10 protein-coding genes are annotated in these 17,112 nt (G+C 49.8%); 5 read left to right on the top strand and 5 right to left on the bottom strand.

Features of this window, described 5'->3' with window-relative positions; genetic code table 11:
• Positions 1-674 precede the first annotated feature (674 nt).
• From NG833_RS09395 to NG833_RS09375, 5 genes are all read left to right on the top strand, one after another.
• Positions 675-2,279: a serine/threonine-protein kinase gene (locus tag NG833_RS09395; RefSeq protein ID WP_254565029.1), complete on the top strand. Its 1,605-nt coding sequence runs from the start codon at positions 675-677 to the stop codon at positions 2,277-2,279.
• Between the two features lie 332 nt (positions 2,280-2,611).
• The gene (gene pheT / locus NG833_RS09390) at positions 2,612-5,362 is read left to right on the top strand and encodes a phenylalanine--tRNA ligase subunit beta (RefSeq protein ID WP_254565028.1); all 2,751 of its coding nucleotides are present in this window, start codon (positions 2,612-2,614) and stop codon (positions 5,360-5,362) included.
• A 238-nt stretch (positions 5,363-5,600) separates the two neighbouring features.
• Positions 5,601-5,870 carry a YciI family protein gene (locus tag NG833_RS09385; protein ID WP_254565027.1) on the top strand — a complete coding sequence of 90 codons (270 nt, stop codon included), beginning with the start codon at positions 5,601-5,603 and terminating at the stop codon, positions 5,868-5,870.
• A 370-nt stretch (positions 5,871-6,240) separates the two neighbouring features.
• The gene (locus tag NG833_RS09380) at positions 6,241-8,571 is read left to right on the top strand and encodes a serine/threonine phosphatase (RefSeq protein WP_254565026.1); all 2,331 of its coding nucleotides are present in this window, start codon (positions 6,241-6,243) and stop codon (positions 8,569-8,571) included.
• A gap of 156 nt (positions 8,572-8,727) precedes the next feature.
• Positions 8,728-9,957 carry a protein kinase gene (locus NG833_RS09375; protein WP_254565025.1) on the top strand — a complete coding sequence of 410 codons (1,230 nt, stop codon included), beginning with the start codon at positions 8,728-8,730 and terminating at the stop codon, positions 9,955-9,957.
• Between the two features lie 117 nt (positions 9,958-10,074).
• On the opposite strand, the gene NG833_RS09370 is transcribed toward NG833_RS09375, so the two are convergent.
• The 5 genes from NG833_RS09370 to NG833_RS09350 form a co-directional block, all read right to left on the bottom strand.
• Positions 10,075-10,296 carry a DUF4327 family protein gene (locus tag NG833_RS09370; RefSeq protein WP_015149823.1) on the bottom strand — a complete coding sequence of 74 codons (222 nt, stop codon included), beginning with the start codon at positions 10,294-10,296 and terminating at the stop codon, positions 10,075-10,077.
• Positions 10,297-11,579: 1,283 nt separating this feature from the next.
• Positions 11,580-13,193, bottom strand: coding sequence for an NB-ARC domain-containing protein (locus NG833_RS09365; RefSeq protein ID WP_254565024.1), 1,614 nt, complete (start codon positions 13,191-13,193; stop codon positions 11,580-11,582).
• A gap of 389 nt (positions 13,194-13,582) precedes the next feature.
• Positions 13,583-14,668 carry a DUF3419 family protein gene (locus tag NG833_RS09360; RefSeq protein WP_254565023.1) on the bottom strand — a complete coding sequence of 362 codons (1,086 nt, stop codon included), beginning with the start codon at positions 14,666-14,668 and terminating at the stop codon, positions 13,583-13,585.
• 379 nt (positions 14,669-15,047) lie between these two features.
• On the bottom strand, positions 15,048-16,679 hold the full coding sequence (cimA, locus tag NG833_RS09355) for a citramalate synthase (RefSeq protein ID WP_375293895.1): 1,632 nt from the start codon (positions 16,677-16,679) through the stop codon (positions 15,048-15,050).
• A 220-nt stretch (positions 16,680-16,899) separates the two neighbouring features.
• A partial coding sequence (locus tag NG833_RS09350; RefSeq protein WP_254565022.1) for a hypothetical protein occupies positions 16,900-17,112 on the bottom strand: 213 nt, incomplete at its 5' end.

Raw genomic sequence — 17,112 nt, 5'->3', positions numbered from 1 at the left:
ACGACTGAAGTCGTTACTACGAACATTGACAAGAGAACGACTGAAGTCGTTACTACGAACATTGACAAGAGAACGACTGAAGTCGTTACTACGAACATTGACAAGAGAACGACTGAAGTCGTTACTACGAACAACTACGAACATTGACAAGAGAACGACTGAAGTCGTTACTACGAACATTGACAAGAGAACGACTGGGGTTGGGGTGATTGATGAATGGGGCCTACTATGAAATTGCGATTGGAGAAAGTTTTTTTGCCAAAAAATCACTTAAATAAGAAAACAAGCCAAAACCGGCTCCCTTGGGACAACCGATCGCCCCGGGAGAGGAGCCAACTCGACGAAAGTCGAAGATTTCCGGAAAAAACCGGAGCGGCCTTGTTTGTTCAGGGGGAATTGAGGGAACCCTCATGCATAGAGCGATCGCAAATTGGAGCGCTTGTCCCTTCTCGATCGCCTTGGCATTTACTAAGACTTTATAGAATCGCCTTATAAATTTGATATTCCTTTACCCAATTGGCTCCCTGGTCTTTGAGACTTCTCAAGCAATGGTCTAAGGTAAAGATAGATTCACTCAAAGGACTTGCTATGCTGGAAGCAAAAAGGGTCTTGCATCTACGACGACTCACTCCTAGTGTCGAAAAACATCCGTTTTAACAATCAGGTGAAGTTTCATGAGCTACTGCGTCAATCCCGCCTGTCCGGAACCTAAAAATGCCGACAATGCCATCCAGTGTCAAGCCTGTGGCTCAAATTTACTCCTGCGCGATCGCTATCGCGTCCTGAAAGCATTGGGTCAAGGTGGTTTTGGGGCTACGTTTGTAGCCGTAGACGACCTCTTGCCTGGAAAGCCTGTCTGCGTCATTAAGCAACTGCGCCCTGCCTCAACCTCGCCTCGGGTCCTGGATATGGCAAGGCAACTATTTGAGCGCGAGGCGAAAACCCTGGGGAAAATTGGCAATCATCCCCAAGTCCCCAGACTGCTCGATTACTTTGAAAGCGATCGCCAATTTTATTTAGTTCAAGAATATGTGGGCGGTCAAACCCTCAAACAAGAAACCAAGCGCAATGGACCTTTTACCGAATTTGCGGTCAAACAATTTCTGCGGGAAATCTTGCCCTTGGTCAAATATCTTCATGATAATGAAGTCATCCATCGGGATATCAAACCCGCCAATATCATTCGCCGGGACGTGGATAATCAGCTCGTTCTGATTGACTTTGGGGCAGTCAAGGACCAAGTGAGTCAAACCGCACTGCTCAACGCCAATTCCACTGGAGAAACCGCCTTTACCTCCTTTGCGATCGGGACCCCGGGGTTTGCCCCTCAAGAACAAATGGCATTGCGCCCGGTGTATGCCAGCGATATCTATGCCGTAGGAGCCACTTGCCTGTACCTGCTCACTGGCAAATCCCCGAAACATTTCGACTATGACCCCATGACAACCGAACTGATCTGGCGTCCCTACGTTTATGTCAGTGATAGTTTTGCAGCAGTCCTGGAAAAAATGCTGGCAGCTTCCGTGCGCGATCGCTACCAAAGCTCCGAAGAAGCCCTCCGCGCCCTGGATGTAGAATCCCACCGTCAAACCCTTTCCGAAGGACTCTCGACGCGACGCAAAGAGGTACCCCCACCAGAAGAAGAAACCCGACTCGAACAAAAAAATAACCACGCCTTATCCCCTGCCGCCCGAGAAGTCGAGTTGCTACGAACGCGCCGCGCCAATAAAAAGGCCAAAGCCGCCAGTCGCGGGGGGACTGCCTTAAATTCAGGGATGAATTCTCATCCCGGTATGGCAACGAGCTTTCGCACCCAAACTTTAGCCGCCTCCACGGTTGCCAGTGATGGCATCTTAGATCCCAAAGCCGTTCGCCTCGCCTATGGCAAAGGCAGACGAGACTTTGGCGACTGCAATCTCACCGGGTTAGACTTGCGGTCCTCTACCCTATCCGGCGCTAATTTTTATGACGCCAAGCTCAATCGCGTCAACTTCCAAGGATCCGACCTCACCAGTGCCAACTTCGGACGCGCTACTTTAATCAAAGCTTGTCTGCGGGATAGCATTTTAACGAAAGCCTATTTTGTCAATGCCAATTTAGAAGGCGCGGACCTCCGAGGGGCCGACTTGATGGAAGCCTCCTTTACCCAAGCCAACCTGCGCGGGGCCAACCTCTGCGGGGCCAACCTCACCGGGGCCAGAATTAGCGACACTCAGTTGTCAATGGCACGCACTAACTGGTTGACTATTAAACCCAATGGCAAACGAGGCATCTTTTAGGCAACTCCATAAAATAAAATATCCGAAAAACCCGCACCCTCAAGGGTGGGGCTATACAGACAAAGCCCGCCTGCGCGGGCTGCAAGTGCTTAGGCAACTCTAAAAAATAAAATATCCAAAAAACCCGCACCCTCAAGGGTGGGGCTATACAGACGAAGCCCGCCTGCGCGGGCTAATCGAGTATTGTTAGGTCCTTAACCCTCCGATGCAATAGCAATTTATTTGGGGGAATACCCTTAGCCGATTTTTACCCCAAACCCAGTTTCCACCCCTGAGTAGACCCATGCTCTTGTAAAATGAGTCAGGCTGACTTATTTTAGGCGTCCATATCCATGCGGATTTCTCTAAACTGGTTGCGGGAACTGATAGACATCACGATGTCTCCAGAAGAGTTAGCCCATACGCTGACGATGGCTGGATTTGAAGTAGAAGATATCGAAGACCGGCGCACTTGGGCCAACGGTGTCCTGTTGGGAAAAATTATCGATCGCGAACAACATCCCAATGCCGATAAACTAAGCGTCTGTAAGGTCAATATTGGCGGGGAGTCCCCTTTAAATATTGTCTGTGGCGCACCCAACGCTAAGGCTGATATTTATGTGGCAGTGGCCCCGATTGGCACCTATCTGCCCAAAATTGACTTAAAAATTAAAAAGGCTAAACTGCGCGGCGTTCCTTCAGAAGGGATGATTTGCTCGTTAGCCGAATTGGGGTTAACCAAAGAATCCGAGGGGATTCATGAGTTTGACTTGGCAAACCCTGAATTAGGGACGGCAGTTTCTCCCTTGTTGGGTCTGGATGATGTGATTTTAGACTTGACCTCTACGGCAAATCGGGCTGATGCCTTGAGTATGGTGGGAGTCGCCCGGGAAGTGGCGGCCCTGACCGGGGGTGAGTTACGATTGCCGCTTGCCTCCAGTACATACCCGACCCCCGGAGGCAAGGGTCTGTCATTAAAAATTGACGAATCCAAAGCCTGTCCTGCCTATATTGGCACGGAAATTACTGGGGTCAAAATTGCTCCTTCTCCCCTGTGGTTGCAGCAACGTCTCCAAGCTTCCGGGGTGCGCCCGATTAATAATGTGGTGGATGTCACCAATTACATTCTGTTGGAATGGGGACAGCCGTTACACGCTTTCGATCGCGATCGCCTCCAAACCCTCGCCGGAGGAGATTCCCTCACCGTCGGCGTCCGGTTTGCCCAATCTGGCGAAACTTTCAAAACTCTTGACGGTCAAACTCGCACCCTCCAAGCCCAAAATCTCTTGATTACCGCCAATAATCAGCCGGTGGCGATTGCTGGGGTGATGGGTGGGGAGGAAACCGAAGTCCATGAAGGGACTGAGAATTTAATTTTAGAGGCGGCATTATTTGACCCGCCAGCAGTAAGGCGATCGTCTCGGGCGGTGGGGTTACGCACGGAGTCCTCGGCGCGCTATGAACGCGGGGTAAATTATGCGGGATTAGAAACCGCCTGCGATCGCGCGATCGCCCTGTTCCAAGAACTCGCAGACGGTACCCCTGTCCATCAACGAATCGATGATGCACGTCCGGAAGAATTGCGGATCGGGGCTCCTGTCCAATCCATAGAACTGCGCCGTGATCGCGTGAATCAGGTTCTCGGTCCTATCAAACAGGGGGAAGGCACAGGAGAATTACAAGCAACGGATATCGAACCGATTCTCACTGCCTTGGGATGTACTGTTACTAAAGTCTGGTCCGTAAAAGTGCCGCCCTCTCGTGCTGGGGAGTTGGAACGGGAAATTGACTTAATCGAAGAAATTGCCCGTCGTTATTGGTATGACAAGTTCTGGGAAAGCGGGCGTGAGATGGTTCACCAGCGCATCGCTGATGCGCGTCTCGAAGAACTGCGCGTCGGGGTTTCGGTCCAATCGATTCAACTGCGCTACGATCGCGTGAATCAAGTTCTCGGACCCATCAAACAGGGGGAAGGCACCGGCCCATTACAAGCAACGGATATCGAACGGATTCTCACCGCCTTGGGATGTACTTTTACTTCCGATCAAGTCTGGTCCGTAAAAGTGCCGCCCTATCGGGCTCGGGACTTGGAACGGGAAATTGACTTAATCGAAGAAATTGCCCGTCTTTATGGGTATGATAAGTTCTGCGAAACTTTACCGACCCAAAGTGCTGCCGGACAACTTGGACCGGAACAACAGGCAAGGCGCGATTTGCGATCGGCCTTCCGCAGTGCCGGTTTGACGGAACTGATGCATTACTCGTTAGTTAAGGCAGAACAGGAAAATCAAATTGCTTTAGCCAATCCCCTGTTTGTGGAATATTCCGCCTTACGGACGGAAATGCTTTCTGGGACTATTGATGCATTTGAGTATAATTTAGCCCAAGGCAATGGTCCTCTAAATGGGTTTGAATTGGGTCGCACATTCTGGAAAGATAGCGAAGGACTGAAGGAACAAGAGACCCTAGCCGGAATTCTAGGCGGTGACTCAACCGTAGGCCGCTGGGTCCGCAGTGGTCGGGAACAGCCGATGTCCTGGTATGAGGCGAAAGGGATTCTGGAAAGTGTCTGCGATCGCCTGGGACTGGAGATGGCTTATCGTCCTGAATCCAATGCCTATCCCACCCTGTTACATCCGGGACGGACTGCTTCTTTGTGGTTGCAAGACCGGAATATCGGGGTCTTCGGCCAACTCCATCCCCAACTCCGACAAGACCGCGAATTGCCCGATGAAGTGTATATCTTCCAAATGGAGTTACAACCCATTTTAGATGTTCTCACGAAAGATACATTCGGGCGCAAATTTAGCGCTTATTCCTCCTATCCTTCATCAGACCGGGATTTGGCGTTCTATGCGCCGGTTGAGGTGGCGGTGAGCGATCTCACTGGGGTGATGAGTCAGTCGGCAGGGTCTTTGTTAGAGTCCGTGCAACTGTTCGATGATTATCGGGGACAGAATGTGCCGGAAGGACAACGGAGTTTAGCTTTTCGACTGGTCTATCGGGCCAGCGATCGCACCCTCACCGACGAGGAGATAGAACCGGCCCATCAAAAGGTTCGGGATGCCTTAGTCAGCCAGTTTGCGGTGAGTTTGCGAAGCTAACCCCTTCTCTTCCCGGGGACATATTCCCCAAAACCAACGGTCGGGGGTGCATACTCCCGACCTACTGTTAGATTCCTCTATTCCTGGGGATATAGTGGTTCAATTGTCAACCTCTTCTCTAACAAGACTTACGCAGATATTGAAAATCCACCCTAAATGTAGAGGCGATTCGCGAATCGCCTCTACATTTAGGTTTTAATGTTAAAGATTGCGAAAGTTCTGTCTAAGAAATTAAACCATGCCGAAGTATGTAATGTGGGGCAGCTACTGCGAAGATGTGCTGGAAAAACGAACCCCTTATCGACAAGCCCATCTGGATGGAATTAGCGCCCAAAAAGCAGCGGGTTTAGTGATTACCCTGGGTCCTACCCAAGATGTTACCAAAGTGTTTGGGATTTATGAAGCCCCCGATGAACAAACCGTCCGAGAGGCAGTTGAGGGTGACCCTTATTGGAAAAATGGGATTTGGACCGAATACGAGGTCAAGGAATGGATCCAAGCATTTTAAGGGTTCTTACAAACTGTTTTGTGAATGACGCGGCGTAGGCAGGCTATAGCCCTATCGGCCCGGGCTGCGCTAATGTCCGTATAGCCTAGCCCTGTCAAGGTGGTAAATTTAATGACGAAAAATCATTGTTTCTTGTAGGGGCGCTTCGAGAAGCGCCCCTGGGGCCTGCACATTGCGCCCTTACAAATCAATACGCCTTGACAGGGCTAGTCCGTATCGCTCCACCCTTTAGGGTGCGGGTCCCCTTCTTTGGGCTTGCTAACTCGATGGGATAGGAACGCTAAAATCCAGGTAGTATCCTACATTAAGATGCGATCGTTAAAAATCCGGGTTGATTAAAACTCTTAAATTTCTGAACTGGAATATTACTATGCTTGTCTGCCCTAAATGCCATTTCGAGAACCCTAACTCCCACAAGTTTTGTCAAAAATGTGGGATGTCCCTCACCCATAAATCCTGTGGGGAATGTGGAACTTCGGTGCTTGCCAGTGATTTAAACTGCCATAATTGCGGTGCAGTCACGGGGCAAATTTGGCTGGCGATCGTCGATCGCCAACGAGTATCCGAGAGTCTGGAGGTTACAGAAGCGGTTGATACTCCAGGGGTTGAGGAATCCGTATCGGTGGCAACCATACCGACTGCGGAAATGGCTGTGGCGTCCGTCTCGGAACCCCTGGAAACCGATATCCCCGAAGGAACGGAAATAGAACCCGAGGCAGAAGAGGCAGAAGAAGAAGTTTCTGAGACTTCCTCTGAGACTGCTTCCTCTGAAACTACTTCTTCTGAGACTGCCGAGGTGGATACCATCACCAGTCTGTCGGAAGTGGTGGCCCAAATCCAAGAAACTACAGAACCCTCGGAAATCCTGGAAGTTGAGGCAGAAGAAGAAACCCCAACAGTCGCTACCCTGGAGGAGGACTCCCCGGAGACAGAACCGGCAATAGAACAGACGGACCTGGATAGTCCTGAAACTCCCCTATCTGAAGAATCTGAAGAACCATCCGCAGGGGTCATCCCTGCGGCAGCAGCATTAGAAATCTCCGAGGAAACCGACGAGGAAACCGACGAGATGCTGCCTGCCGGGTCGTTTTTAGACCAAGAGGAACGCTATCAACTCTTGGACGATCTGCCGTTAAATCAACTTACCCAGGGGGAAATTCAGGTCAAGGTACTCGATTGCATTCCCCTGCAACAATCGCCCCTATTCGCCTTGAGTTCTCACCCTGTAGAAATTCCCGATCGCATGGATAATCCTAATCCCGCTTGGGCGCTGGCAATTCCGGCGATCGCCAAAGCGTATCTGGCCCTCCACTCCCAATTTTACGCGATCGTTCCGGCAATCCATGATGCATGGCACTGGGGCGATCGCCGGGTTATCCTCTTAGAAGACCGTTCCACTCAACCGGCCCTCATCGAATATGTCCAGACTAACCCGGTCCTGCCCTCCCAAATTGTCCACTGGTTGCAGGAAGTGACGGAACTCTGGATCGGATTAGAACCCTGGCATTGTCGGCAAAGTTTACTGGAACCCCAAAATCTCCGTCTGGATGTAGAAGACCAAATTTTGTCTCTGCAACGTCTGTATCTCGACTTGCCCGATGTGACCCCAAGATTCACAGCCGTAGGGCAGTTTTGGCAGACTCTTTTGAGTTCCGCGCAACTGACAACGGAGACAGAAGAGGATGAGATTGCTGAGTTACAACAGGTGGTGGCGGAATTAGCCTCGGCAGAGTTGGACAATGTGGAACTGCTGCGATCGCGCCTGGAAACCCTGCAATCTAAACTCCAACCGGCAACGCCCATCAGTTCCCCCCCATCGGACCCAATTTATCTGGGAGCAATCTCGGATAACCTAGATCTGGATGATAGTCCCACGATGGTCATGCCGATTCTGTTAGAAAGCCTCGAAGCATCGGGACAAACGGATATTGGACGGCAACGCACCCATAACGAAGACGATTTTGGCATTGAAACCCAAGTCAAGCAGCGTCAGGGTGCGAGAGCGTTTTCAACCCAGCACAAGGGACTTTACATTCTTTGTGATGGCATGGGGGGACATGAAGGCGGGGAAATTGCCAGTGCCTTAGCGGTGGAAAAGCTGCGGGAATATTTCCATCGCCATTGGCAGGATAGCTTACCCAATCAAGAGGTCATTTCCACCGGGGTGCTGTTTGCTAATCAGGCAATTTATGACCTCAACCAAGCGGAACAACGCGGAGGCAGTGGGCGAATGGGGACAACCCTGGTGATGGTGTTAGTTCAAGATCAGAATGTAGCCGTTGCTCATGTGGGAGATAGTCGGCTGTATCGCTTTACTCGCACTCGGGGATTGCAGCAAGTTACGGTGGATCATGAAGTGGGGCAACGGGAAATTCAGCGCGGTGTGGATCCGGAAACGGCCTACTTGCGTCCGGATGCCTACCAACTCACCCAGGCGCTGGGACCTCGCAATGAGGATTTTGTCAGCCCCGATGTACAGTTTTTTAAGATAGAGGAAGATACTTTATTGATTCTGGCTTCTGATGGTCTGACGGATAATGATTTGTTAGAGACTCACTATTTGACTCATGTCGAACCCCTCCTGAAGGCAGAAATGCCGTTAGAGCCTGGGGTTGAGGCGTTAATTGAGTTAGGGAATCAATATAACGGTCACGATAATATTACGGCGATCGCCGTTCGTGCTCTGGTCCACGAACGGTAAATCCCCGGACACCGAAGCCCGGTTTTTGGCTTTCGGTGCGCCGGTAGAAAGACCCACACCCGTTAACGGTGGGGCTATAGGGACAAAGCCCGCCTGCGCGGGCTACTCTATAAAAACAAGTGTTGATACCCGGGTTGGGTATAAGACTCAGTTTCAATGATGTTTCGAGGAGTTGCCGAAGTGGTTACTCTGGTTTTGGTAGATGACACGAATTCTCCGATTAAACAGTGGCGGTTTGAGAATGCTGATGTGATTCGCATTGGCCGATCGCCGGAACAGAATGATCTGGTGCTTGATGATCCGGTCGTGTCTCGCCTGCATTTGGAGTTACATCTGACCCAGGATAGCACGCACGGCAAAGTCTGGCAGGCGATCAATTATGGGACTAATGGCACGTTTGTCAATGGTCACCCGGTACAGCAGTCGCGCCTCAGCAATGGGGCGCTAATTCAGTTAGCCCGAGGCGGTCCCCTGTTAAAGTTTATCCTGGAAGCCTCGGTTTCTCAGGCGGTCCCAGCGGCCCCGGTTTGCACTCATGCCAATAATCCGCCCAATACCCTGTTCTGCATTCACTGCGGCGCGCCGATTCATGTGGAACGGCAGATCCGAGAGTATCAAATTTTGAAAACTTTGGGTCAAGGGGGAATGGGTACAACTTATCTGGCATTCGTTCCTCCGGAGGAAAATAACCCCCGTCCCAAAATGTTGGTGTTAAAGGAAATGAATGCAGATATGACCCGCATTCCCAAAGCAAGGGAGTTATTTGAGCGGGAAGCCCGGATCCTCAAGGGGTTGAATCATCCTGGGGTACCCCAGTTTTATGATTTTTTTGTGGATGAGGGTAAAAAATACCTGGCAATGGCGATGATCCACGGTCAGGATTTGGAACAGCGCGTTTATCAGCGCGGTCCGGTTGTTTTATCTCAGGCGATCGATTGGATGATTCAAACTTGTGAGGTATTGGAGTATATTCATGCCCAAAGTCCGCCCATTGTTCACCGGGATATTAAACCGGCTAATTTGATGGTGCGGACGGTGGATAATCGAATTATCGTGCTGGATTTTGGGGCGGTTAAGGAAATTGGTACGCCCTTGGGTACTTGCATTGGCGCACCGGATTATACGGCACCGGAACAAAACCGAGGTGAGCCATTAACTCAGTCGGATCTTTATGCGATCGGTGCAACGTTGATTTTTTTATTGACTGGGGAGAGTCCTCAGAAGTTTTTTGAGCTTCGCGGTTCGGGCTATGGGTTTAACCTTAAAGGTGATCCGCGCATTCCTCCGCAAGTCCGAGAGACGATTGAAAAGGCGACCGAATCTAAACCGAGCGATCGCTATCAAACCGCTGCAGAACTGGCTAGGGCTTTATCCCAGTGCTTATAAATAGGGCACTTGGGGAAGACAGATGAGCGAAAACCCTTAGATCGATCTGGGCTAAACGATAACGGATCGGGCGATCGCTCCTCTGTTTTTTCCCGGTTATTCTGTATTTATAAGCTTCTACTCGTCTTCTTCCCAGGTTTCTACCGCTAAGAGGTGAACCACCGGATCTTTCATTGAAAACCCAAATTCAAGTAATTCTTTTTTCCAATAAGCCCATTCATCTCCATAGAGAAAAGCAATTTTCCAGAGGCTATCTGTGGGCTTGAGGATTTTTGATTCTACTAACGAGCGCACCTGACGCTGTAATTTATCCATCGAGTGACAAACCTGCTGGGTCATAATACCTCTTTAATTTTCCAAAAACTTCTAACAACATACAATTGCTTTCCAATCTTTTTACCATACTTCGCAAGGTTTTCTTCGCCATCCTCGTAGAGTTGACGGTGGTTTTTTGCTGGAGGGGTATGCCGTTCCAGCGCGAAGTTGGGGGTTTCCGCTTCCAGACTTCTTTAAAAAAGTGCCTGCATTTTTTACCATCAGTTTCAGCTAGTCAAGTTCGTTAGACCGTCGAGTCGGTTTGGCATCGGCCTTGACACACTTCCAGCCGAACAGGGTATATAATCGGGAGATTTGCACGGTTTGTGTAAACCACCTGAAGCTAAGGAAACGTTTTGAACCATTAGAAAGTCCTTTCTTTTTGCTCTAGCCGATATTCTAGGTCAATGGGAGGAATGATCGTCGGTTCTCGACTATCAAATAATGTCGAGCCACGCTATCTTCGCTATCTGGATCCCTCGGCAATCCCCAACTTCAGTGAGTTGAGTGCCGGTTCGGAAAAATCCTAGATTCGGTAATCGGTTGGAAAGCTACTTTATATCTTTTATCGTAGCACGCTACTTTTGGCAAGTCTATTTTTGATTTTTTTTTACGAATCGCCTAATTTCGGACTCCCGAGGGCCTTAAACCTGCTTTTCGATTCCTGCGGTCCTGCCTAGGAGCAAACCCCTAACCCTATGGGTTACGCTTGCCCGGGATGGCGATCGCATTGAGCCGAGTCAGGTGGTAGGTGGTGTCTTCCAAGTCAGAAAGTCTCCACATTTCGGGAAGGATTAAACTTGTTGGGGCTACCTACAACAGTCAGTAGCGAGATTGGCTTCCTAGGGTATAGCCAATCAATCCGCAGGGCGATCGCACAGGGTCGAAGTCGAACTTCTTGATCGGTGAGCTCGCTTTGGCGCTTGCTATGGGTACGGAATTGGTTTTGATTTTTAGTGTAGAGTTTTTTCTCTACTAAAGTAGTTTATCACAAATTTCCCAAATTGTTTGGCAAGATTGGGGAGATTGTCCTTTGTCCTTTGTCCTTTGTCCTTTGTCCTTTGTCCTTTGTCCTTTGTCCTTTGTCCTTTGTCCTTTGTCCTTTGTCCTTTGTCCTTGGGGGATGGGGGGAACCGCTTAACTGGGACTCTGGATGGGACCTTAGCCCTAGCCCTCCCCTATGTCTTGGGGAGGGGACTGTTCAGAGTAGATGCATCAAACAAAAATTACCCGGGACAAGTTTTTCCGCTGCGCCTTGCCCGGGAAAGGGGTTGGGGGGTTGTCGGTGTCCTGTGAAGCGCGATCGCTTATTTTTTCTCCGGTTGGAGGGATTTTAGGAGACTCTTGACATTTCCACTGCTATAGCCAGTTTCTAGGGTCGGTTCTCCTTGCAAGAGGGTGTCAATTTGGGTTAAATAATCAACGATCCGACTTTCACTCCGAATCGTGCGTCGGAGGCGATCGCCTAGGGGCGCGATCATCTGCTCAAGTTGTTCCTGTTGAACCTGGGGTGCTGCCTCGGGTTGCACCAAGGCATGACTACGGAACAGCAAAAATTTCTCCGGCTTTTTGGTGTTAAAAACCTCCTGTAGTTCATCAAAAAGTTGACTCATCAACGCCGTCGTGACATATTCCAACAAAACCGGCGGGAGGGAAAATAAGGCTCGTTCAGAGTTGGCTATTTTTTCAAGCAGCGATCGCCGTCCCAAAGAAGCCACCGCTTCTAATAATTCCTGTAACGGCACCGGCAACAACATATTCTGACGTAGACGCTCTAACGATAGAGGTTGACGCTCGATCGCCAGCCAATAGAGAATTTCTGTTTCTAATCCAGACAAGCGATCGCACTGTTGGGCGAGCAACTCCCCAATTTCCCCAAACACTAACGTGCCATGTTTCAGAAATGCTGCAACTTGGCCCCCAAATAATTCTTGAATCGTCCGCGCTGCAATTTTCAGTTCTAAAGGATTGCCTCGATATAGCTCAAATAAATTAGCCCAGGCGGGTTCGACAATCAATCCTTTATCTTTTAAAATTTGAGTAGATGCCTCTGCATTTAACCCCGTCAATTGTAGAGACCGAACGGGTAAATAATCCCCTTCTTGTAAACTAATTTCCTTGGGATTTTCCCAACTGGTCATCAGCACACAGCTCTTGTGGGGTTGGCAGGAAAGCCGTTTAAAAAAGTCTCCATACTCGGCATAACCCTCCCGATACTGTCCCGAGAGTTCACCCCCTTTTAACAGGGTTTCCACCCCATCCAGGATTAATAAACAGCGATGACGGCGACAATATTCTAGGAATAGGGAGATTTTGTCATTGAGATCCGGAATGGAATAAGCGCCCTGATGAGGGTAGAGCAATTTAAGTAAATTATCCAGGAGGTCAGTTAGGGATGGACCTTGGCGCAAATTTCGCCATAACACCGTATCAAATTGCTCTTTAATTTGGTGAGCCAATTTAACAGACAGGGCAGTTTTACCCATCCCTGCCATCCCCAAAATGGAGACCACCCGGCACTCTTGCTCTAAAATCCACTGAGATAGGGTGGCCAGTTCCAGATCTCGCCCATAAAAAATCGAACTATCCGGTGCCTCGCCCCAATCATAAATGGATTTAACACAAGAAGCGGACCCATTCTGGAGTCCGTTACTGTTTAAGCTGATCCCGGTCTGATGGTCCTGATACTCGCTGACGAGAATTTGTTGTAACTTGGCCATTTTACCGGGTCCAGCGCCCCCGATTTTAAATTTTTTGTACACTTCACCGAGTCGTTTGCGGACCGCTTCAGGTCGAATCCCCAGGTTAATTGCGATCGCGGCGATCGATTCACCATGAAGCGCATAAGATAAGACCTGAATTTCCGAGTCCGAGACGCCCCGTTCGACTGTTACCACTTTTAAAAATTCTTGCGGAATCACAGCAGTTCTCTCACCCTTATGTAACGACGACTGTTGCCTTGGTCTTAGATGCAAATAAGTGAGCTTTTGTTCACTGCCAATTTTATCTCGCTTCAGTGAGAAAACAATCGAGTTGTGGAGAATTTCCCTCACTAAAAGGAGTTTAGGGGCAGGGACTTCGGATTTCACAGCCATCCAGAGGGGGTTAAGTCGGGGGCCAGGGTTCCCAGGGGCAGTCTGCAAAAACCCGCAGGCTCAAGCCTGGGGCTATACGGACGAAGCCCGCCTGCGCGGGCTATAGAGTAAAAAAACAAAAATCCGCAGGCTCAAGCCCGGAGGCTATACGGACGAAGCGGTGCCTGCGCGGGCTATAGAGTAAAAAAGACTTTTGACAACTGGATTGGTTCTCATCAGGCAAACCCCACCACCACCTCTTCATAGAGATATGAGCGTTCCATCCCTAGTAATCTATCGCTCCATTCCCGATCCACGTGCAACGACTGGCCCATCAGCGCCCCTAAATCATAATTACCCTGGAGTCGGCGTCCGATTAAAGCCCCACCGGGATTTAAGTATTGCGTCATCTTGGCGATCGCCCCCCCTAACTCATCCGGGTCCATCCCCTCCCCAAAATTGGACATAGAAATTAGGTCAAATCCGCCCGCTTGACCCAGTTCCACAACTTTTTCTAAAAACTGACCGCCATGCAGTTTGAGGCGCTGGGTACCCAGGGCCAAAATCGTCCCTTGAGCAAGATTTTGTAAATAAACTGGGACCCCTTTTAACCCCTCAGCGTAAGAGTTGGCAAACAGTTGGGTCATAAAATAATTTTCTTGGGGAGGCATCTTGTTGAGGGCCACTGCCAACCTCTGAGCAAAATGCTCCCCAAATGAAAGTCCCTGCCACCCCTTCACCGGAATTTCTCCAAAAATGTTCACCAACTCCTCGGGGGTAAAAATCGACTCAACCCAATCTTGCCACCCGGGATGAGCCAGACTCTGGGTGGGATTTTGTAGCGGATCCAACCCTAACGCCGAAAATTGGGCCGCTAACTGGGTCGTCAGGGTCTCAAATCGGCCCACCTGATTGATTCCCTCGGCAATTTGGTCGAGTCGAGCATCCCAGAAGGATAACGTCGCTTCTGGAAGATGGGGCCGCAATTCTTTGTAGAGGTCCAGTCGTTCCCGACTGCTCGTAGTGCGATCGCCCCCAATCAGCGCCATCTGATCAAATAACGGTAAATGCAACAATGCCTGACGGCGCAACTCCACTAAATGCAACTGCGCCGGATTGCTATCCACCGCTTCAATTTGTCCCACCATCGGCGACGCCAACAAACTCAACGCCGTGCAACCCCCAGAGGCAACCACTAAAACTCGTAATAAATTTTCCTGGCATTCTCCCAACCTTTCCGCAACAGAGAGCTCGACGCGAGGATCTTCGGGAACCTGAGAAAAACTGATTTCAGAGGCAGTGGAATTTTCTAAGCGCTGCATGAGGGCTAAAATCCTAGACAATTAAGAATCACTTTATTATTATTCCAGTCTCAGGCAGCTACCGGACCGTTTGTGACAGTTTGATAAGTGACTGACCCCGTGATTCTCCTCCTTAATTTCTTCTCTATCCAGAGATATATAGCGGTTCGGTGGACTTATGCGGTAGAGATATTTACAGGAGTGCGAGCATCTTGCTCGCTATGTTTCTAGCGAGCAAGATGTTTGTGCTGGCGCACAGGCTTACGTGCTACCGCACACGCTCCGCGAGCGCCAACGCACTCCCAAAGAATGTACCTCATAACAGTGGGAACCGCTATATAAAAAAAAGGAGTCAAGACAAGAGACCAACTCCCCTAAACGCGATTAGTTTAATATCTTTCTAAGAAACCGTGAGCACTTCCTTACCTTGGGTTTGCAGAATTAACCCATATTCCAATCCTTCCACCACCGCTTGATAGGAGGCTTCAATAATATTAGTAGAAACCCCCACCGTCGTCCAGCGTTGCTGACCATTGCTTGATTCCACTAAAACCCGAGTTTTGGCCGAAGTTCCAGCCCCGCCATCCAGAATTCTCACCTTATAATCCGTGAGTTGGAAGTCAGCTAAAGCCGGATAAAAATTAACTAACGCTTTCCGCAGGGCGGCATCTAAAGCTGAAACTGGACCATTGCCTTCAGCCGCTTCTAAAATATTGTTGCCATTCACCCCAACCTTAACCGTTGCCAGAACATTGGTCATGCCTTCGAGTTGTTCGCAATGGACGTGAAAGCCTTTAATTTCAAAAAACGTCTGGCGATCGCCTACTGCTTCATGCATTAACAATTCAAAACTCGCTTCCGCCGCCTCAAACTGATAGCCCTGATTTTCCAACTCTTTCAATTTCTCCAAAATCTGCCGACATTTTGGATCTTTTTTATTCAGGTCAATCCCAAACGTCGCCGCCTTGGCCAAAATATTACTCATCCCCGCTTGGTCCGACACCACAATTCGGCGCTTATTGCCGATTAATTCCGGTTGTAAATGTTCATAAGTCAAGGGATTGCGCTGAACCGCAGAAACGTGAATTCCCCCCTTATGAGCAAAGGCTGAAAGTCCTACAAACGGAGCATGATCATCCGGGGCGAGATTCGCAACTTCGCTGATATAGCGACTGGTTTCGGTGAGTTTCACCAAGTGACTCGGGTCGATGCAATCATAGCCCAATTTAAGCTGAAGATTGGGAATTAAAGAGCAAAGGTTGGCATTGCCGCAGCGTTCACCATAGCCATTAATCGTGCCTTGAACCATCCGCACTCCTTCCAGAACCGCAGTTAAAGCGTTGGCAACCGCCGTTTCCGCGTCATTATGGGTGTGGATACCAAAATTGATGGGGATATCGGTAGTTTGGCGGAGGGTTTGAATCACGGTACTCGTGATTTGGCTGATTTCATGGGGTAGGGTGCCGCCATTGGTGTCGCAGAAAACAATCCATTCCGCACCAGCAGCGATCGCCGTTTCTAGAGTCTTCAGCGCATAAGTGGGATTGTGTTTATAACCATCAAACCAGTGTTCGGCATCATAAATCACCTGTCGTCCCTGACTCCGCAAAAACTCGATGGTATCGCGGATCATCTCTAGGTTTTCTTCCAGGGTGGTATTGAGTCCCTCAATCACATGAAGGTCCCAGGATTTGCCAAAAATCGTCACCCAGCGGGTCCCTGCGGAAAGAATCGGCTGTAACATGGGGTCCTCTGCCGCTGTTTTTCCCGGACGACGGGTGGAACAAAAAGCAACTGCTTCGGCGTTTTGCAGGGGTTCTTCTTGGAGTCTCCAGAAAAACTGCACATCCTTGGGATTGGCCCCAGGCCATCCGCCTTCAATAAATGGGACCCCCAGGCGATCGAGGCGATGAGCAATTCGCAATTTATCCTCGATAGACAGGGACATCCCCTCGCGCTGGGAGCCATCTCTTAAGGTAGTGTCGTAGATCCAAATCCGGTTAGTGCTATCTGCGTTCATAGTTTTGGTCATTTGTCATTTGTCGTTGGTCATTGGATAGGGGAGGATAGGGAGGATAGGGAGGATAGGGGGGATGGGGGAGATGGGGGAGATGGGGGAGATAGGGAGGATAGGGAGGATGTTTGTAGTAACGACTTCAGTCGTTCTCTTCAGTTCGTAGTAACGACTTCAGTCGTTCTCTTCAGTTCGTAGTAACGACTTCAGTCGTTCTCCCCAGTTCGTAGTAACGACTTCAGTCGTTCTCCCCAGTTCGTAGTAACGACTTCAGTCGTTCTCCCCAGTTCGTAGTAACGACTTCAGTCGTTTCATAACTGAAGCCGTGACACTCACCATGAGGGGCTGAAGCGCCTGTGAAGGAACTGGAGGATCCGGACAGGGTTGCGTTACTTGGCGTCCGCCAAGTAACGAGGTAACGACTGAAGTCGTTACTACAAACATCCTCCCC

Source organism: Oscillatoria sp. HE19RPO, assembly GCF_024220515.1.
GTDB lineage: Bacteria > Cyanobacteriota > Cyanobacteriia > Cyanobacteriales > Laspinemataceae > Laspinema.
The sequence above is the reverse complement of the archived record's forward strand: the minus strand, read 5'-3'. Positions and strand labels throughout refer to the sequence as shown.